The sequence below is a fragment of the Streptomyces sp. NPDC047014 genome (assembly GCF_040644195.1).
In the GTDB taxonomy this organism is placed as follows: Bacteria; Actinomycetota; Actinomycetes; order Streptomycetales; family Streptomycetaceae; genus Streptomyces.
The window spans coordinates 12136-30761 of sequence record NZ_JBEYVX010000071.1; the positions used below are offsets into that span (position 1 = coordinate 12136).

14 protein-coding genes are annotated in these 18626 nt (G+C 74.1%); 10 read left to right on the forward strand and 4 right to left on the reverse strand.

What is annotated here, in order from left to right:
• Positions 1–940: 940 nt before the first annotated feature.
• Positions 941–1888: a Ppx/GppA phosphatase family protein gene (locus tag ABZ873_RS26910; protein ID WP_360876815.1), complete on the reverse strand. Its 948-nt coding sequence runs from the start codon at positions 1886–1888 to the stop codon at positions 941–943.
• A gap of 180 nt (positions 1889–2068) precedes the next feature.
• Between ABZ873_RS26910 and ABZ873_RS26915 the strand changes: the two genes are divergently transcribed.
• Positions 2069–2818: a hypothetical protein gene (locus ABZ873_RS26915; protein ID WP_360876855.1), complete on the forward strand. Its 750-nt coding sequence runs from the start codon at positions 2069–2071 to the stop codon at positions 2816–2818.
• 112 nt (positions 2819–2930) lie between these two features.
• Here the strand turns inward: ABZ873_RS26915 and ABZ873_RS26920 are convergent, their stop codons facing one another.
• Positions 2931–4787: a hypothetical protein gene (locus ABZ873_RS26920; RefSeq protein WP_360876818.1), complete on the reverse strand. Its 1857-nt coding sequence runs from the start codon at positions 4785–4787 to the stop codon at positions 2931–2933.
• Positions 4788–4942: 155 nt separating this feature from the next.
• On the opposite strand from ABZ873_RS26920, the gene radA reads away from it, so the two are divergent.
• Both radA and disA read left to right on the forward strand, forming a co-directional pair.
• Positions 4943–6355: a DNA repair protein RadA gene (radA, locus tag ABZ873_RS26925; RefSeq protein ID WP_360876821.1), complete on the forward strand. Its 1413-nt coding sequence runs from the start codon at positions 4943–4945 to the stop codon at positions 6353–6355.
• 256 nt (positions 6356–6611) lie between these two features.
• A complete protein-coding gene (gene disA / locus ABZ873_RS26930) occupies positions 6612–7736 on the forward strand; it encodes a DNA integrity scanning diadenylate cyclase DisA (RefSeq protein WP_360876825.1) in 1125 nt (374 codons plus the stop codon).
• Positions 7737–7790: 54 nt separating this feature from the next.
• Here the strand turns inward: disA and ABZ873_RS26935 are convergent, their stop codons facing one another.
• Positions 7791–8588, reverse strand: coding sequence for a hypothetical protein (locus ABZ873_RS26935; RefSeq protein WP_360876828.1), 798 nt, complete (start codon positions 8586–8588; stop codon positions 7791–7793).
• Positions 8589–8746: 158 nt separating this feature from the next.
• On the opposite strand from ABZ873_RS26935, the gene ABZ873_RS26940 reads away from it, so the two are divergent.
• From ABZ873_RS26940 to ABZ873_RS26965, 6 genes are all read left to right on the forward strand, one after another.
• The gene (locus ABZ873_RS26940; protein WP_360876832.1) at positions 8747–9733 is read left to right on the forward strand and encodes an A/G-specific adenine glycosylase; all 987 of its coding nucleotides are present in this window, start codon (positions 8747–8749) and stop codon (positions 9731–9733) included.
• 205 nt (positions 9734–9938) lie between these two features.
• Positions 9939–10532, forward strand: a complete 594-nt coding sequence (locus tag ABZ873_RS26945; RefSeq protein ID WP_360876835.1) for a SigE family RNA polymerase sigma factor — start codon at positions 9939–9941, stop codon at positions 10530–10532.
• Between the two features lie 65 nt (positions 10533–10597).
• The gene (locus ABZ873_RS26950) at positions 10598–11236 is read left to right on the forward strand and encodes a hypothetical protein (protein ID WP_360876838.1); all 639 of its coding nucleotides are present in this window, start codon (positions 10598–10600) and stop codon (positions 11234–11236) included.
• A gap of 30 nt (positions 11237–11266) precedes the next feature.
• Entirely contained in the window at positions 11267–11980 is a 714-nt protein-coding gene (gene cseB, locus ABZ873_RS26955; protein ID WP_360876841.1) for a two-component system response regulator CseB, read from the forward strand.
• The gene (cseC, locus tag ABZ873_RS26960; protein ID WP_360876843.1) at positions 11977–13311 is read left to right on the forward strand and encodes a two-component system sensor histidine kinase CseC; all 1335 of its coding nucleotides are present in this window, start codon (positions 11977–11979) and stop codon (positions 13309–13311) included. Before cseB ends, cseC begins: the two co-directional genes overlap by 4 nt.
• Before the next feature lie 70 nt (positions 13312–13381).
• Positions 13382–14536, forward strand: a complete 1155-nt coding sequence (locus tag ABZ873_RS26965; RefSeq protein ID WP_360876846.1) for a LamG-like jellyroll fold domain-containing protein — start codon at positions 13382–13384, stop codon at positions 14534–14536.
• Positions 14537–14599: 63 nt separating this feature from the next.
• Here ABZ873_RS26965 and ABZ873_RS26970 read toward each other — a convergent pair whose 3' ends face one another.
• The gene (locus tag ABZ873_RS26970; protein WP_360876849.1) at positions 14600–15184 is read right to left on the reverse strand and encodes a M23 family metallopeptidase; all 585 of its coding nucleotides are present in this window, start codon (positions 15182–15184) and stop codon (positions 14600–14602) included.
• A gap of 337 nt (positions 15185–15521) precedes the next feature.
• On the opposite strand from ABZ873_RS26970, the gene ABZ873_RS26975 reads away from it, so the two are divergent.
• On the forward strand, positions 15522–18533 hold the full coding sequence (locus ABZ873_RS26975; RefSeq protein WP_360876852.1) for an NACHT domain-containing protein: 3012 nt from the start codon (positions 15522–15524) through the stop codon (positions 18531–18533).
• Positions 18534–18626: the final 93 nt, after the last annotated feature.

Below are 18626 nucleotides of genomic sequence, written 5' to 3' on the forward strand. Positions count from 1 at the left end.
GAGAACACGTACCGAGCCTGGCTCACGATGCGTACGCAACCGACCCCCGCTGCCGAGACCCCGCGTCACCACCGTCTCAAAGGAACTCTGGCTCACGGAATCCATCGAGGACAGACCTGTGCGCAGTGGCAGATCGAGGTGACGGGTGGCGGACGGATCTGGTACCTCCTGGACACCGCTCGCGACACCTGTTGGATCACGTTCGCCGGTACGGGACATCCACGAGCCACGGACAAAACCTGACGCGTACTGACGCCCGCTGATCCACCCCGCTCGACTCGCGCCCGCCGTCCCGCAGAAGCGCGTACCGATCGCTGGCGGCTTATGTCCAGCCCCGCACCATCCGCTGACGCCGTGCGGCAGGAGCGTGTAGCGATCGCTGGCGGCTTATGTCCGGCCCAGGACGACCGGCAGACGCTGAGCCGACGGCAGCGTGTAGCGATCAGACGCGCCCCGGGCTTCGCCCGCGCAGGGCAGCCGCCCCGACTCTGGAACGGATCCTCCGGCCCGTTCCTTCGGGGGTTTCCCGGCAGTCTTTCGGATTTCCGTGGCGGGACGGTCGGTCAAGGGTGGCCGTAGGCCATCGCGCAGCGACGCGACGAAGGAGCGCCCTTGAGGGACCGGCCCGACACGGAGAGACGATAGGACTGACGGGAAACCCCCGAACATCACCGTGATGCCGCCCCCGCAGCTCCCGCCCCACCCGAAGTCACCCTCTCCGGCTCTGACTTCCGAATGCCGGGAATCAACCGCCCGAAGCACCCCCGACGCCCACCCGGCCCCCCGAATCGGCTCCCCTCCTGCGCAGCCACCGGCCGCCAGCAATCGGGCCGAGGGGGTGAAGGCCCCGCACGCGCGGAAATCCGTACCGGCAGCCGTCCCGCCCCCGCACGCGGAGGGCCCGGTGCGCGGATTCCGTACCCCCTACCCCCGCGCCCCGCTACCCCACCGACGGCCCCACCGGCGGCAAGTGGTCCAGTCTGCGGAGGATTACGCCCTCGCGGAGGGCCCAAGGGCAGATTTCCAGGTCCTCCACCCCCAGCAGGTCCATCGCGGCCTCCGCCACCAGCGCGCCCGCCAGGAGCTGGTTCGCGCGGCCCTCCGAGACGCCCGGGAGGGACGTGCGCTGGGCCGTGGTCATCGCCGCCAGGCGCGGGACCCACTCCTCCAGGGACTTGCGGGTCAGGTCCCGCTGCACGTACAGGCCGTCCGCCGAGCGGGCCGCGCCCGCGATGCGGGCCAGCTGCTTGAAGGTCTTCGACGTCGCCACCACGTGGTCCGGCGCCCCGAAGCGGCTGAACTCACCCACGGTCCGGGCGATCTCCGCCCGTACGTGCCGCCGCAGCGCCCGCACGTCCAGGGCGTCCGGCGGATCCCCCGGCAGCCAGCCCGCGGTGAGGCGGCCCGCGCCGAGCGGGAGGGAGACGGCGGTGTCCGGGTCCTCGTCGATGCCGTACGCGATCTCCAGGGAGCCGCCGCCGATGTCCAGTACGAGCAGCTTCCCCGCGGACCAGCCGAACCAGCGGCGCACGGCCAGGAACGTCAGCCGGGCCTCGTCCTCGCCGCTCAGCACCGGCAGGTCGACGCCCGTCTCGGCCCGGACCCGCGCCAGGACCTCGTCCGCGTTGGTGGCCTCGCGCACCGCGCTGGTCGCGAAGGGGAGGACGTCCTCGCAGCCCTTGTCCTCGGCGGCCTGCACCGCGTCGCCGATGACCGAGACGAGCCGTTCGACGCCCTGGGGGGTGACCGCGCCGGCGTCGTCGAGCAGCTGCGCCAGCCTTATCTCGACCTTGTGCGAATGCGCCGGCTGCGGGCGCGCGCCGGGGTGCGCGTCCACCACCAGCAGATGGACGGTATTCGAACCCACATCCAGGACACCGAGTCTCATAGGGGGAAACGCTACTGCGAGGAACGCCCGGCGGTTGTGTAAGGGGCGCTTACGCTTGTGTTTGTGCCAAATACGAAGAAGGCCAGCAAGACCCGGTCGCAGAAGGACACGGGCAAGAGCAGCACCACGAAGACCGGCAGCACCACCAAGACCGGCAGGGCCGGGAAGGGCAAGGCGGTCGTGGCCGACGAGAAGGGGCTGGACTTCCCCCGGGCCTGGGTGGAGTTCCCCGACCCCGCGGACGAGGAGCAGGTCTTCCGCTGCGACCTGACCTGGCTGACCTCCCGCTGGACCTGCATCTTCGGCAGCGGCTGCCAGGGCATCCAGGTGGGCCGCGCCTCCGACGGCTGCTGCACGCTCGGCGCGCACTTCTCCGACGAGGAGGACGAGCAGCGCGTCGCCGGGCACGTGGCCCGGCTGACGCCGGAGCTGTGGCAGTTCCACGACGTCGGCAGCGAGAGCGGGTGGACGCAGCACGACGACGACGGGGAGAAGCAGACCCGCCGCTGGGACGGCGCGTGCATCTTCCTGAACCGGCCGGGCTTCCCCGCCGGCGCGGGCTGCTCCCTGCACATCCTCGCGCTCAAGGAGGGCCGGGAGCCGCTGGAGACCAAGCCCGACGTGTGCTGGCAGCTGCCGATCCGGCGGACGTACGACTGGATCGACCGGCCCGACGACACCCGCGTGCTCCAGGTGTCGATCGGTGAGTACGACCGGCGCGGCTGGGGGCCGGGCGGCCACGACCTGCACTGGTGGTGCACGTCGGCGACCTCCGCGCACGGGGCGGGTGACCCGGTGTACGTGTCGTACCGCGCCGAGCTGACGGAGCTGATGGGCAAGGAGGGGTACGAGGAGCTGGTGCGGCTGTGCGAGGCCCGCCTGGCCTCGCTGCTGCCGATGGCCCCGCACCCGGCCGATCCGGCGCCGTAGCGTCCGCATCCGCCCGGCCCGCGTCCGTGGCCGCGCAGCCCGCGCCCGCATCCGCTCGGCCCGCGTCCGTAGCCGCGCAGCCCGCGCGGCCGCCGTAGACGTCCCTGTCGGCTCAGCCCCCGTCCGGCCCCGTCGGCCCCGGGTCCGGGGCCGGGGTGGCCGGACCGGACGGGCCGTCCGTCGGGCTCGGGGACGGTGGGGTCGGCTCCGGCGGCGGGATCGTCGGATCCGTCGGGGTGGGGGTCGGCGTGGGCCCGTGGCTCTGCTCCGGGCTCGGCGTGGGGCTCGGGGGCCGGGTCGGGTCCGGGGCGGAGGGCTCCGGGACCGGCGCGGGGCGGCCGCGGCCGCGGATGGAGACCACCGCGCCGCTCGGGTCCACCCCGACGCGGGCGGTCCAGGCGCCGACGGGCTGGGCGTCGGGGTCGACGGCGATGTGCAGGGTGACCGATTCTCCTGGCGCGAGCGTGCCCGCCGTACGGCTCGCGCGCAGCCAGGGCGCGTCGGACCAGAGCCGCCAGTCGACGGGGGCGCCGCCGGAGGCGGTGAGGGTGAGCAGGGTGAGGGCGCCGCGCGAGGAGGCGGCGACGTCGAGCCGGCCGGCGCCGGCGTGCTCGGGGGTGGCCGGGGGGCCGCTGCTGATCACCTCGACGGAGACGTCGGAGGAGCCGGCGCTCCCGCCGAAGCCGGGCTCGCCGGTGGTGATCGCGGTGTTGCCGGTGTTCTCGTACGCGGTCAGCGGGCGGCCGTCCATGCGCGCGTCCGGCAGCTCCGAACCGCTGGCGGAGATACGGGTGGAGCCGTTGCCCACGCGGTCCCCGGCGGCGGACTCCCCCCGGTACGAGGCCCACAGCGCGAGCACGGGCGCCGCGACCACGGTGGCGACGACGGTGGTGGTCACGGCGCGGGCCCGCAGCCGGTCGCGGCGGGCGGCGCGGTCCTTGGGGTCCATGGGGAAGCCGGTGCGGTCGAAGCGCGGGCCGGGCCCCCGGCCACGGCCCCGGCGGGAGCGCAGCATGGCGGCGTGCACGGCCTTGCGGGGCGCCGGTACGAGCGGCAGCGCGGCGGTGTCCATACCGCCGGAGCCGGGCCAGGGCGCGGCCGCCCCGACGCGTTCGGCGACGCGGCGGCAGCGCGGGCAGTCGTCGACGTGGCGGACGAGTTCGGCGCGCAGGGTGCTGGACAGCAGGACGTTGCCGCCGCCCTCGCCGTCCTCGTCGCCGCCGGTGAGCTGGGAGACGGAGGGGCAGTTGCCGGTCTCCACGACGGCGAGGGCGGCGCGGGTGCGCTCGACCTCGCAGGCGGCGCCGGTGAGCAGTTCCCGGGCGGCGGCGGGCGGGGTGCCGAGCACGGCGGCGAGTTCGGGCACGCCGAGGCGGTGGCGGACGGCGAGCTCCAGGGCCTCGCGCTGCGCGGGGGTGGTCCCGGCGGCCTCGGGCCAGGCGAGGCGGGCGAGTTCGGTGCGGCGGTAGGCGTACACGTCGAGGGTCCGGGGGGCGGGCGGCGCGGTGGCGGCGGTGTCCGGGGTCGCGCCCGGCACCGTTCCGGCCGGGGCCGCACCGTACGTCCCGCCCGGCGGATCCCCCGTCGGCTCGCCGGTCGACTCACCCGGCGCACGGTCGCGCGCGCTGTGCTCCGGCGCGCGCCGGGCGGAATGCGCGCCCTGCCGGGTGCGCCGCCGGTCCGCGAGCCGGCGCAGGCAGCCCCAGCGGGCCAGCGCGTAGAGCCAGGCCCTCCGGTCGCCCTCGTCGGGGCAGCGGCCGGGATGCCGCTCGGCCACGGCCAGCACCTCGCCGAGCACGTCGGTGGCGGTGTCGTGGTCGCACAGGACGGACAAGCAGTACGTGAACAGACCGTCCAGGTAGGGCTCGTGCCGGAAGGGGGGAGGCTGGTCCTCGTCATGGCGGGTGCGTCCGTGCGCCCGGTGTGCGCCGGTGCGCGGTGCGGGATGCGCCTGGTTGCTGCTGTTCACCCGGTGACCGTAGGCGGCGGGCCGGGGGAGCCTTGGAAGCCTTCCCCGGTTTTAGCCCTTATGGGTGAACAGATCGGCGGCGCACTGACGCGGGTCCTGACGCGGGCCGCTCCTCACGTGCCGGGTTGTCAGTGGGGGCGGATACCGTGAACGGCATGGCTGCCCGTACCTCTCGCTCATCCGCCAAGGACCGTCCGTCCTTCCGCTGCTCCGAATGCGGATGGACGACCGCGAAGTGGCTCGGCCGCTGCCCCGAGTGCCAGGCGTGGGGCACGGTCGAGGAGATGGGCGCGCCCGCCGTGCGGACCACGGCCGCCGGCCGGGTCTCGGCCGCCGCGCTGCCGATCGCCCAGGTCGACGGGCGGACGGCGACGGCGCGCAGCACGGGCGTGGACGAGCTGGACCGGGTGCTCGGCGGCGGGCTGGTGCCGGGCGCGGTGGTGCTGCTGGCCGGCGAGCCGGGCGTCGGCAAGTCGACGCTGCTGCTGGACGTCGCCGCGAAGGCGGCGAGCGACGAGCACCGCACGCTGTATGTCACGGGTGAGGAGTCCGCGAGCCAGGTCCGGCTGCGGGCCGACCGGATCGACGCCCTCAGCGACCATCTCTACCTGGCGGCCGAGACCGACCTGTCGGCCGTGCTCGGGCACCTCGACGCGGTGAAGCCCTCCCTGCTGATCCTGGACTCCGTACAGACGGTGGCCTCGCCCGAGATCGACGGTGCGCCCGGCGGTATGGCGCAGGTGCGGGAGGTGGCCGGGGCGCTGATCCGCGCCTCGAAGGAACGCGGGATGTCGACGCTGCTCGTCGGCCATGTGACCAAGGACGGGGCGATCGCCGGTCCCCGCCTGCTGGAGCACCTGGTGGATGTGGTGCTGAGCTTCGAGGGCGACCGGCACGCGCGGCTGCGGCTGGTGCGCGGGGTGAAGAACCGGTACGGGGCGACGGACGAGGTCGGCTGCTTCGAGCTGCACGACGAGGGGATCACCGGGCTCGCCGATCCCAGCGGGCTGTTCCTGACCCGGCGGGCGGAGGCGGTCCCGGGGACCTGCCTGACCGTGACGCTGGAGGGGAAGCGGCCGCTCGTCGCGGAGGTGCAGGCGCTGACGGTGGACTCGCAGATCCCCTCCCCGCGCCGGACCACCTCGGGTCTGGAGACCTCACGCGTGTCGATGATGCTGGCGGTGCTGGAGCAGCGCGGGCGGATCACGGCGCTCGGCAAGCGGGACATCTACAGCGCGACGGTGGGCGGGGTGAAGCTGACCGAGCCGGCGGCGGACCTGGCGATCGCGCTGGCGCTGGCCTCGGCCGCGAGCGATGTGCCGCTGCCGAAGAATCTGGTGGCGATCGGGGAGGTCGGCCTGGCGGGCGAGGTGCGGCGGGTGACGGGGGTGCAGCGGCGGCTGGCCGAGGCGCACCGGCTGGGCTTCACGCACGCGCTCGTACCGGCTGATCCGGGCAAGGTGCCGGCGGGCATGAAGGTCACGGAGGTGGCCGACATGGGCGAGGCCCTCCGCGTCCTCCCGCGCGGCCGCTCCCGTACGCCGGCCAAGGAGCGGGCGGCGGAGTAGCCGCGCCGGGCAGCGCGCGGCGCGGCCTGCCGAGCAGCGCGTGACCGACCCCCCCTCCGGCCATGATCGAACCGGCCGGGAGCAGTGCCCGCGGGCCAGGTCAGCGGGGCGGTACGAGAGCCCCTCGGGGCCCGGCTCGTCAAGCCACGGCGGGGCCGGGGCGGGCGCCGGTAGACTTTGGGCTGGTCCGCCCGGCCGCCGCCACGTCCTCGTGCCCGCGGCGCGGGGCGGCGCAACCCGCGACCGGAGGAGTGCAGTGGCAGCCAAGGACGGGGCATCCGCCCCCGGGAAGTCCGGCGCGAGCTCCAAGCACGACGCGCTGATGCGCGCCTCGCTGAGCGCGGTCGCCCCCGGCCAGCCCCTGCGCGACGGCCTGGAGCGGATCGTCCGCGGCAACACCGGCGGCCTCATCGTCCTCGGCATGGACAAGGCCGTCGAGGCGATGTGCACGGGCGGTTTCGTGCTGGACGTGGAGTTCACCGCGACCCGGCTGCGCGAGCTGTGCAAGCTCGACGGCGCGCTCATCCTCGACAAGGACCTCACCAAGATCCTGCGGGCGGGCGTGCAGCTCGTACCGGACGCGTCGATCCCGACCGAGGAGACCGGCACCCGCCACCGCACCGCCGACCGCGTCTCGAAGCAGTGCGGCTTCCCGGTGGTGTCGGTGTCGCAGTCGATGCGGCTGATCGCGCTGTACGTGGACGGGGAGCGGCGGGTCCTGGAGGAGTCCGGGGCGATCCTCTCGCGCGCGAACCAGGCGCTGGCCACGCTGGAGCGGTACAAGCTGCGCCTGGACGAGGTCGCGGGCACGCTGTCGGCGCTGGAGATCGAGGACCTGGTCACGGTCCGGGATGTGACGGCGGTCGCGCAGCGGCTGGAAATGGTCCGCCGGATCGCCACCGAGATCGCCGAGTACGTGGTCGAACTGGGCACGGACGGACGACTGCTGTCGCTCCAGCTGGACGAGCTGACGGTGGGTATCGAGCAGGAGCGGGAGCTGGTCATCCGCGACTACGTGCCGGAGCCGACGGCGAAGCGTTCCCGCACGGTGGACGAGGCGCTGGCGGAGCTGGACGCGCTGACCCACCCGGAGCTGCTGGAACTGCCGATCGTGGCGCGGGCGCTGGGGTACACGGGCTCGCCGGAGACCCTGGACTCGGCGGTGTCGCCGCGCGGTTACCGGCTGCTGGCGAAGGTGCCGAGGCTGCCGGGGGCCATCATCGAGCGGCTGGTGGAGCACTTCGGCGGCCTGCAGAAGCTGCTGGCCGCCGGCGTGGACGATCTCCAGACGGTGGACGGTGTGGGCGAGGCCCGGGCGCGGAGCGTCCGGGAGGGCCTGTCCCGGCTGGCGGAGTCCTCGATCCTGGAGCGGTACGTCTAACCTGCGGGCCGCGTCCGGCCGGCAGGCCGCGTCCGGCCCGCCGGCCGCATCGCGTCAGTCCTGCTTGAGGACGAAGGAGGTGCGGGCGCTCGGCATGCCCGGGGCCTTGACCTCGACCACGTAGGTGCCTGCCGTCGCCGACCCCGCCGGAGGCGTCTGGCACTGGTCGGCCGCGCTGAACCGGCGGTCCCATTCCAGGGACTGCTTGGTCTCGCCCTGCGCCGGGACCCGGAAGAAGGCGTTGCCCGCGCCCGTCGGGCAGTCCGCCGAGGACCAGACGGCCTTGCCGGCGCTCGCCTGGAGGATGGTCAGCACGGCCTGCTTCGGGCCGAGGTCCACCTTGCAGGTGGTGCCGGAGATGTTGCGCGCGACCAGTTCGAGGCGCGGCTTCTCGTTCGCCTCGTACTCGTTCTTCGCGCTCTTGACCTCCCACTGGAGGGCCGTCGGCGCGCAGGTGGGGAGCGGGGAGTCGGCCGGGACCACGGCCGCGCCACCGGCGCCCGTACCGCCGGAGCCGGCGGCTCCGCCCGTGCCCGCGCCGCCGCCCGGTTCGCCGTTCTTGCCGCCGCCTCCGCCCGCGCCGCCGGAGCCCGAGGCCGCGCCGCCGCCCGACTCGGGGCGTCCGCCGGGGGCCGCGCTGATGGCGGGGCCGCTGCCGGAGGGGCCCGGGGTGATCGAGGTGACGGGTTCGGGGCCGCCGCCCTTTCCGTTCGTACTCGTCTTTCCTCCGCCGGAACTGACGGTCCATACGGCGAGGAGCGCGAGGAGCGCGACGACGGACGCCAGCACAGCCCTCCGTCGCCAGTAGATGGAGGAGGGGAGCGGCCCGACCGGATTGCGCAGAGATCCCACGGAGGGAACTGTACGAGAACTCGTGCCCCGATCAGCGCCCCACATGCCGCGCCGTGGAATCGATTTGCCGATGATCATCCCGCTGGAGCGGCCGGGGCGTCGAGAACCGGCCAGGCCCGGACGCCCGGAAGCCCGAAACGTGCCAGGATGCGTATGTCATGACTGCCACCCCCGCGCCTTCCGCCGCCACCGACGACGCCACCGACGACGTCTCCACCGACGCCTCGCGCGAGGTGTCCGCCGGCTCCTGCCACGCGCTGCACTCCCCCGTCATCACCTGGTTCGAGGAGCACGCCCGCGATCTGCCCTGGCGCCGCCCCGAGGCGGGCGCCTGGGGGGTCATGATCAGCGAGTTCATGCTCCAGCAGACCCCCGTCAGCCGGGTCCTGCCGGTCTACGAGCAGTGGATCGCCCGCTGGCCGCGCCCCGCCGACCTGGCCGCGGAGGCCCCCGGCGAGGCCGTCCGGGCCTGGGGGCGGCTCGGCTACCCGCGGCGGGCGCTGCGGCTGCACGGCGCGGCCGCGGCGATAACGGAACGCCACGGGGGCGACGTACCGCGGGAGCACGCGCAGCTGCTCGCGCTGCCCGGCGTGGGCGAGTACACGGCGGCGGCGGTGGCCTCCTTCGCGTACGGGCAGCGGCACGCCGTCCTCGACACGAACGTCCGGCGGGTCTTCGCGCGGACCTCGACCGGGGTGGAGTACCCGCCGAACGCGACCACGGCCGCCGAGCGGCGGCTCGCGCGCGAGCTGCTGCCGCGGGACGAGCCCACCGCGGCGCGCTGGGCGGCCGCCTCGATGGAGCTGGGCGCGCTGGTGTGCACGGCCAAGAGCCCGGACTGCGTGCGCTGTCCGGTGGCGGGCCTGTGCGCGTGGCGGCTCGCGGGCAAGCCGCCGTACGAGGGCCCGCCGCGGCGGGGGCAGACGTACGCGGGGACGGACCGGCAGGTGCGCGGGAAGCTGCTGGCGGTGCTGCGGGAGGCGGTGGGTCCCGTTCCGCAGTCCGTGCTCGACACGGTGTGGAACGAGCCGGTGCAGCGGGCGCGGGCGCTCGACGGACTGGTCTCGGACGGGCTCGTCGAACCGCTGGACGGCGGGCTGTACCGGCTGCCGCAGAGCAGGCCGCAGGCTCGGCCGCAGAGCTGACGTTCGGCCCCTCCCGCAGTGGCTGAAAGTGAGTCACTCATTCCGCTTGCGGCCCCTAAACCCCAGCTCACGACGGTTGTTACACAACCTATGGGTGTCCGTGCTCCCACCGAAGGCTGGCCCGCACAGGCCCGTGACAACCCCTCCGTACCTTCGGATCCGTAAGACGGCGGTGGGCGGTCGGACGGGAACGGAGGGGTCTGAGATGGCACAGGCGCACGGCGAGGTGCTCGGGTTCGAGGAGTACGTACGCACGCGGCAGGACGCGCTCCTGCGCAGTGCCCGGCGCCTGGTACCGGACCCCACGGACGCCCAGGACCTGCTGCAGACCGCGCTCGTACGCACCTACGGCCGCTGGGACGGCATCGCCGACAAGTCCCTCGCCGACGCCTACCTCCGCCGGGTCATGATCAACACCCGCACGGAGTGGTGGCGAGCCCGCAAGCTCGAAGAGGTCCCCACCGAGCAGCTGCCCGACGCCTCCGTCGAGGACGGCTCGGACCAGCGCGCCGACCGCGCCCTGCTGATGGACATCCTCAAGGTGCTCGCGCCCAAGCAGCGCAGTGTGGTCGTGCTGCGACACTGGGAGCAGATGAGCACCGAGGAGACGGCCGCGGCGCTCGGGATGTCGGCGGGAACCGTGAAGAGCACCCTGCACCGCGCACTGGCCCGGCTCCGCCAGGAGCTGGAGAGCCGGGACCTGGACATGCGCGCCCTGGAGCGCGGCGACCACGCGGCGCGCTACACCGGCCGGTACGAGACGATGCGGTACGAGGGGCGTGAGCGGTGCGCGGCCTGACAGGCCAAGACTCGAACGGCAAGAGCTCTTCCCCCGCCCCGGCGGGGAGAACACATCTGGCGCTGATGTCGGCGGGGACGGTCGTCCTCGTCGGCATCGCCGTGTTCGCGGCCGGGTGCGCCACCGGCGGCACCGGTCTGCGCGACGGCGGCCCCGCCCGCACCGAGTCCGCCAGCCGGCCGGCGCCCTCGGGCTCCTCCACGGACCCGGCCCTGGCCTCGGCCCCGTCCTCCGGGCGGCCCCTCAAGAAGGTGGACCCGGTCGCGCTGCTGATCAACGACCCGAAGGTCAGCAAGGAGATCAAGCGGGAGCTCAAGCCCTGCACGGGCAAGGAGTACCCGATCGACGTGAGCTACGGGAAGGTCACCGGGAACACGGTCGCCGACATCGTGGTGAACGTGCTGTCCTGCGCCGACGCCCTGGGCCGCGGCACCTATGTGTACCGGGCCGAGGGGAGCGCGTACGAGAATGTCTTCTCGGACGAGCAGCCGCCCGTCTACGCGGAGATCGACCGGGGCGATCTCGTGGTCACGAAGCAGGTCTACGGGAAGAGCGACACCCTCGCCTATCCGTCGGGCGAGGACGTGATCACGTACCGCTGGACCGGGGACAGGTTCTCCGAGCAGGACCGGGTGCACTCGGAGTACAGCAACGTGGTCGACGGCGGGGAGACTCCGGCCCCGGCCACGAGTCAGAAGAACTGAGCACAGAAGGAACCGAGGCGAGGCTTGCGCATGGCCGAGACCCATGTCCTGTTCGTGGAGGACGACGACGTCATCCGTGAGGCCACGACCCTGGCGCTGGAGCGCGACGGGTTCGTGGTCACGGCCATGCCCGACGGCCTGTCCGGCCTGGAGTCCTTCCGCGCCCGGCGGCCCGACATCGCCCTGCTGGACGTGATGGTCCCGGGCATGGACGGGGTGAGCCTGTGCCGCCGTATCCGGGACGAGTCCACCGTGCCGGTGATCATGCTGTCGGCGCGCGCCGACTCCATCGACGTGGTGCTGGGCCTGGAGGCGGGCGCGGACGACTACGTCACCAAGCCCTTCGACGGCTCGGTGCTCGTCGCCCGCATCCGCGCCGTGCTGCGCCGCTTCGACCACTCCGGCGGGGCGCAGAACGGCGGCCAGGGCGGCAACGACCAGGGCGGCGACGGGGAGCGCGGGGTGCTGTCCTTCGGCGAGCTGGAGGTGGACACCGAGGGCATGGAGGTCCGCCGGGCGGGCGCCCCCGTGGCGCTGACGCCGACCGAGATGCGGCTGCTGCTGGAGTTCTCCTCGGCGCCGGGCACCGTGCTCTCGCGCGACCGGCTGCTGGAGCGGGTCTGGGACTACGACTGGGGCGGCGACACCCGGGTGGTCGACGTCCACGTCCAGCGGCTGCGGACGAAGATCGGCCAGGACCGGATCGAGACGGTCCGGGGCTTCGGATACAAGCTCAAAGCATGAGACGGTTCACCCTCCGTACGGGGATCCGCTGGAAGATCGCGCTGGCCATCGCGGCCGTGGGCGCCCTCGTCACCATCGCGCTGAGCCTGGTGGTGCACAGTGCTGCCCGCGTGTCGATGCTGGAGAGCGCGCGCGAGGTCCAGCTGGAACGCGTGCAGTTCATCTCCCGCAACGCCGACGCCGGGCGCAAGCCGCCCATGGGCGCCAAGCTCAACGACCCCGAACTCCCTTCGGAGCTGCGGCAGAAGGCCCAGTCGGGGCGGCGCGGCACCTATATCCAGGAGCGGCCGCACGGGCTGCCCGAGGTATGGGCGGCCGTACCGCTCGGCAACGGGCAGGTGCTCTCGCTGCACACGCAGTTCCGGGAGAGCGACAACCTGCTCCCCGACCTGGACCGGGCCCTGGTCGTCGGCGGTCTGGCCGCCGTGATCGGCGGCTCGGCGCTCGGCGTGCTCATCGGCGGGCAGATCTCCCGCCGGCTGCGCAAGGCGGCGGCCGCCGCCCAGCGGGTGGCGCACGGCGATCCCGACGTACGGGTGCGGGACGCGGTCGGCGGTGTCGTCCGCGACGAGACCGACGACCTCGCGCGGGCCGTGGACGCCATGGCCGACGCCCTCCAGCAGCGGCTGGAGGCCGAGCGCCGCGTCACCGCGGACATCGCGCACGAGCTGCGCACCCCGGTGACGGGCCTGCTCACGGCCGCGGAACTGCTGCCTCCGGGGCGGCCGACCGAGCTGGTCCGGGACCGGGCGCAGGCCCTGCGGGCGCTGGTCGAGGACGTACTGGAGGTGGCGCGGCTGGACAGCGCCTCGGAGCGGGCCGAGCTCCAGGACGTGGCGCTGGGCGAGTTCGTGAGCCGGCGGGTGAGGTCCCTGATGCCGGAGGCGACCGTACGGGTCGTCGCGGACGAGATCGTCAGCACCGACCCGCGCCGCCTGGAGCGGATCCTCGGCAATCTGCTGGCCAATGCCGCCCGGTACGGGCAGCAGCCGGTGCAGGTGGACGTGGAGGGGCGGGTCGTACGGGTCCGCGACCACGGGCCGGGCTTCCCGGAGGCGCTGCTGCGCGAGGGGCCGAGCCGGTTCCGTACGGGCTCGACGGACCGCGCCGGGGTCGGCCACGGGCTGGGGCTGACCATCGCGGAGGGCCAGGCGCGGGTGCTCGGCGCCCGGCTGACCTTCCGGAACGTGGCGGCGCCGGGCGGCCTGGACCGGACGGTGGCGCCGGGCGCGCCGGGGAGCACGGCCGCCGGGGCGGTGGCGGTGCTGTGGCTGCCGGAGCACGCGCCGACGGCGACGGGCAGCTTCCCGGTCCTGGGGCCGCAGGGCTGACGGGCCGTCGGGAGCCGGGACGGGGACCGGGCCGTGCCCGCCCCCGGGTGCGTGACTTAGCATCCGTGGCATGACCGACGGCACGAATCCTCCGAGCAGCCCGCAGCCCGAGCCCGCCCCCGGGAGCGGCGGATACGGGTTCCCGCCGGGACCATCCGCCCAGGGCGGCTACGGCTACCCGTCCGCGAGCGGCGGCTACGGCTTCCCGCCGGCCGGGCAGCAGCCGAATCCGTACCAGCAGGACGCGCCCGGCCAGCAGTGGCCGCCGCAGGGCATACCCGGCGGGCCGGGCCAGCCGGCGCCGCCCGCGGAGGGGCGGATATTCGGCGCGTCGGAGCAGCCCGACTGGGAGGCGATGGCCGACCGGTCCGCGGCGGACCGGCGCAGGAAGAAGCTGTGGATGCTGGGCGGGGGCGTGACCGTCCTGGCGCTGCTGGCCGGCGGCGGCACGTTCTTCCTGCTGGGCGACGACGGGGGCGGCGCGGACGCCCAGCCCGCGACCTCCTCCTCCGCCTCCCCCGAGCCGGAGGACTCCAAGTCCCCCGCGGCGTACACCGCGACCGTGGCCGGTGACGACACCCTGCTGCGCGACAGCTACGGCAGCACCGGCATCCGGCTGGGCTCCGACCTCAAGGTGGGCCCGCTGGGCAAGCGCTTCCAGGTGGTCGGCAAGGGCAACGGGAACTCCTGGGCGCAGTCCGCCGAGCCGGTGGTCGACGTCACCAAGAGCTTCACGGTCACGGCCCGCGTCTACAGCTCGGCGCCCAAGGGCTCGCGGATCGTGATGAGCCAGGGCGACGGGGAGTCCTTCTCCTTCGAGCTCGGGGTGAACGAGGTCAAGGACAAGCAGGCGTGGATCTTCCGCGTGCAGACGGGGGACAAGGGCGCGGCGGCGACCACGCGGACCGTCACGGCGGAGGGGCTGAACATCCTCAAGACGCCGACGCTGCTGATGGCCACCTACGACGCGCAGAAGAAGGCGATCGCCCTCTACGTGGACGGCAGGAAGGCCGGTGAGACGGAGGTGCCGGCGATCTGGCAGGCCCCCGGCCCGCTCCAGCTCGGCCGCTCCAAGCACCACAACATCTGGACCGGCGCGTGGCAGGGCGCCCTGCACAACATCAAGGTCTACGACATGGCCTTCACGCAGGAGCAGGCCGCCGGGTACAAGGAGGGCAAGCTCGAACCGTCGCCGAAGCCGGCCCACGCGTGGCTGCTCACCTGATCAGCGCTCGCGGGGGCCGGCTCCGAGGGTCCGGCGCGAGGCCGGACCCGGGTCGGACGTGCGTCAGACGGTGACGCCGTTGGTGCGGAGGAAGGCCATCGGGTTGACGGCCGAGCCGTAGTTCGGGGTCGTGCGGATCTCGAAGTGCAGGTGCGGGCCGCTGGAGTTGCCGGTGTTGCCGGACAGGGCGATGCGCTGCTTGACGGCGACCTTCTGGCCGACCTTGACCTGGATCCGCGACAGGTGCGCGTACTGGGAGTACGTGTTGTTCGCGTGCTTGATCACGATGGCGTTGCCGTAGGCGGGGCCGTCGCCGCCGCCGTTGGGGCCGGCCTTGACGACGACGCCGGCGGCAGCGGCCTTGACCTGGGTGCCGACGGGGACGGCGAAGTCCTGGCCGGAGTGCTTGTGGGACCACATGTTGCCGCCCTTGCCGAAGGTCGCGGAGAGCGTGTACTTCTCCAGCGGCTTGTCCCACAGGCCGGTCTTCTTGGCCTTCGCGGCGGTGGCGGCGGTGGCGGCCGGAGCCGTCTGCGGGGATGCGGCGAAGGCGGCGGTCGTCCCGGCCCCGAGAGCGAGCACGGCACCGAGGGCGGTTGCGCCGACGGCGATACGGGTAGAACGGTTGCTGACGCGCTTCGCGGACATGAAGCAGACCTCCGGGGCCGGGAACAAGGACGGGTCACGCCCCTCGGGGGCATGAAGTGACCCGGCACGTTTGGCGTGTGCCGGGCTGGCTCATCTTTGGTAACCCGGGCCCCCGGCGTTCCCCAAACGTCCCCCTTTACTAGCCGGGCTCGTAGCGGGCCGAGGGTGATATGTCCCGTTGACGGGATTTCCCAGGGGCGAAACCCCTCTCGCGACCCCTTCTGGATCTACGAAACCCCCTAGTATGTCCGATTCGTCCTGTGCCCCTTGTCACCGGCGCCGGGCCCGCTCCGGGGCTTCAGGCCCGCCCGGATGTGACCGGCGCTACGCTCCCGGCGTGGACGCATCCGTGGTGGGGATCAAGCTGGCCTCGGGGGTCGTGGCACCCCTGATCAAGAAGCTCTTAAGGACGGAGGGCGCGGGTGCCGGCCTCGTGGACCGCCCGCGGCGCCTCTCCTCCTACGTGGCCCTGCGCGAGCAGCGCGGACTCGGCGCCGCCGCCCTGCGCGGACTCGCCGAGGACCTGGTCCGCGAGGCCCTGCGGGCCCCCGGCGAACGGCCGCTGCCCCCGGGCGAGGAGGCCGGCGTGTCCGCCGCCCTCGCGGTCACCCTGCACTCCCTCGGTGACCTCGACCTCTCCGACCTGGAGGCGGTCCGCCTCGGCCCCGCCGCCTTCGCCTGCCGGCTGCGCGCCGCCGCCCCGGACCCCGGACTCTCCCGGGACGCCGCGCTGTTCCACGACCGCCTGGTCGAACTGGCCGCCCTGCACATCCTGAACTTCTTCACCCAGCGCTCCACCTTCGTGGCCGCCACCCTCGTCGAGCAGAGCCGGCTGCACGCCGAGACCATCGCCAAGATCGACGCCCTCCTCACCCGCCTGCCCCGCCAGGACGGCCGGGACACGGCCTTCGAAGCGCGCTACCTGGCGTACCTGGCCCTGCGTCACAGCGGCCTGACCATCTTCGGCCTGGACCTGCCCCCGGGCTCCACCCGCTGGCCGCTCGACGCCGCCTACGTCTCCCTCGAACTTGCCGCCCCGGCGCCCTCCGCCGCGGCCGGAGCCCCCGACGGGGCCCCCGACGCGGGCGCCGACGCGGGCGCCCCCCGGAGTGCGCCCTGCCTGCTGCCCGCCGACCGGCTGCTCGGCGAGCACCCCCGCACCCTGCTGCGCGGCGAGGCCGGATCCGGCAAGACCACCCTCATCCAGTGGCTCGCCGTCTCCGCCGCCCGCGGCCCCGGCCACGGGCCCGTCCCCTTCGTCCTCCCTCTGCGCACCCTCACCCGGCACGGCGAACGGCTGCCCGCGCCCGGCGGCTTCCTCGCCGCCACCGGCTCCGCCCTGGCCGGGGAGGAACCCGAGGGCTGGGAGAGCCGGGTCCTGCGCGACGGGCGCGCCCTGCTGCTCGTCGACGGCATCGACGAGATCCCCGAGGCCGAACGGGCCGGCGCCCGCGACTGGCTCGCCGAGCTGATCACCGCCTACCCCGGCAACCGCTGGCTCGTCACCTCCCGGCCCTCCGCAGTCCGCCACGACTGGCTCGCCCGCGAGGACTTCGCCGAGGTGGTCCTGACCCCGATGAGCCGGGCGAACGTACGCACCTTCGTCGAGCGCTGGCACACCGCCGCCGAGGTCCCCGCCGCCCGCGCCCGGCAGCTGCTGGACTCCCTGCGCAGCAAGCCCGATCTGGCCCGGCTCGCCACCAACCCCCTGCTGTGCGGCATGATCTGCGCCCTGCACCGCGAGCGCCGCGGCTTCCTGCCCACCGGCCGCAAGGAGCTGTACGCGGCCGCGCTCACCATGCTGCTGGACCGGCGCGACCGCGAACGCGGCCTGCGCATGCCCGCCCTCGCCGAGGAGCCCCAGCTCCAGCTGCTCCAGCGGCTGGCCCACTGGCTGAACCGCAACGGCCGGACCGAGATGGACCGCAGCCGGGCCGAGGCCCTGATCGCGGACGCGCTGCCCGCCGTACCGGCCGCCCGCGTCCTCGGCGAGGCACCCGGGGTGTACCAGCACTTCCTGGAGCGCACCGGCCTGCTGCGGGCCCCCACCGAGCACACCGTCGAGTTCGTGCACCGCACCTTCCAGGACTTCCTCGGCGCCCGCTCCGCCCTCGACGAGGGCGGGCTCGGCGAGCTGACCCGGCACGCGGACGACGACCAGTGGGAGGACGTCATCCGCATGGCGGTGGCCATGGGCCGCCCCCGCGAACGCACCGCCATCCTCCAGGACCTGCTGGTACGCGGCTCCGACCGGGCCCTGCTGCTCGCCTACACCTGCCTGGAGGAGGCGGCCGAGCTCGAACCCGAACTGCGCGAGGACGTGACGACCGCCGCGCGCACCCTCGTCCCCCCGCACAGCGCCCAGGCCGCCGAGGCCCTGGGCCGGGTCGGCCCGCTGATCCTGGAGGTGCTGCCGGGCCCCGGCGAGGTCGCCTCCGACAAACAGGCCCGGCTCACGGTGACCGCCGCGGGCGGGGTCGGCTCGGACCGCGCGATCCCCTTCCTGGCCCGGTACGCCGACCACCCCTCGCCGGCGGTCCGGGAGGCGCTGTGCGGCCTGTGGGCCCGCTTCGGGGCCGAGGAGTACGCGGTGGAGGTCCTGGCCCGGCTGCGGCCGGCCCCCGACCGGCTGGACATCACCTCGGACGACCGGCTCATGGCGCTGTCCGGGTTCACGGAACCGCCGGGCCTCGTCATCCGCCAGGGAGTGACCCGGGAGGCACTGGCCGCCTTCCTGCGCCGCCGGCCCGTGGCGGCGCTGTTCCTGCACCACTTCGACGGCGGTTCCGACATCGGTTTCCTGCGGGACCACACCTCGTTACGGCGGCTGGTCGTCCGGGACTGGCCCGCCCTGGCCGATCCGAGCGCGCTGCGCGGACTGCCGCTGGAGCGGGTGACGCTCTCCCTCGACGGCGGCCCGGACCTCTCCGCCACCACGGCGACCTGGCCGCGGCTGCGCAGCCTCAGCCTCGTCGGCCGGACCGGCCCGTGGTCCTTCCGCTCCCTGCACCCGGCGGCGCCGGTCCGGCAGCTGCACGTGGAGAACGCCCCCGGGGACCTGGCCGGGCTGGGAGGGCTGCGCACCCTGCGGCAGCTCGTCCTCGGTCACCCGTGGCGGCCGGACCGGCCCGCCGCCTGGGACGAGCTCTCCGCGCTGGAGCACCTGGAACAGCTGACCCTGCCCGCGGAGGCGCTGGAGGGCCTGGTGGCGCACGCCCGGCTGCCCGCGCTGCGGAGCCTGCGCGTGTTCACGGACGCGGTGGTGGCACCCGCCCTGCGGGACCGGGCGGAGGCCCGCTTCCCGGACGCGGAGCTGCTGGAGGTGCAGGACCACCTGCTGCGGGCGTGACACAGGGGCGGCCCCGGAACCGAGACTCCGACGCCAAGGGCGAGATCATCCACAGCGCCGAGATCCCGGGTGCCACGGCCGCCCTCAAGCACG

Excerpts from the sequence above, each read along its gene's own strand:
- ABZ873_RS26970 (WP_360876849.1), bottom strand. The coding sequence starts at position 15,184 with ATGTCCGCGAAGCGCGTCAGCAACCGTTCTACCCGTATCGCCGTCGGC.
- cseB (WP_360876841.1), top strand. The coding sequence starts at position 11,267 with ATGGCCGAGACCCATGTCCTGTTCGTGGAGGACGACGACGTCATCCGT.
- cseC (WP_360876843.1), top strand. The coding sequence starts at position 11,977 with ATGAGACGGTTCACCCTCCGTACGGGGATCCGCTGGAAGATCGCGCTG.
- ABZ873_RS26965 (WP_360876846.1), top strand. The coding sequence starts at position 13,382 with ATGACCGACGGCACGAATCCTCCGAGCAGCCCGCAGCCCGAGCCCGCC.
- ABZ873_RS26950 (WP_360876838.1), top strand. The coding sequence starts at position 10,598 with ATGTCGGCGGGGACGGTCGTCCTCGTCGGCATCGCCGTGTTCGCGGCC.
- ABZ873_RS26910 (WP_360876815.1), bottom strand. The coding sequence starts at position 1,888 with ATGAGACTCGGTGTCCTGGATGTGGGTTCGAATACCGTCCATCTGCTG.
- ABZ873_RS26945 (WP_360876835.1), top strand. The coding sequence starts at position 9,939 with ATGGCACAGGCGCACGGCGAGGTGCTCGGGTTCGAGGAGTACGTACGC.
- ABZ873_RS26940 (WP_360876832.1), top strand. The coding sequence starts at position 8,747 with ATGACTGCCACCCCCGCGCCTTCCGCCGCCACCGACGACGCCACCGAC.
- radA (WP_360876821.1), top strand. The coding sequence starts at position 4,943 with ATGGCTGCCCGTACCTCTCGCTCATCCGCCAAGGACCGTCCGTCCTTC.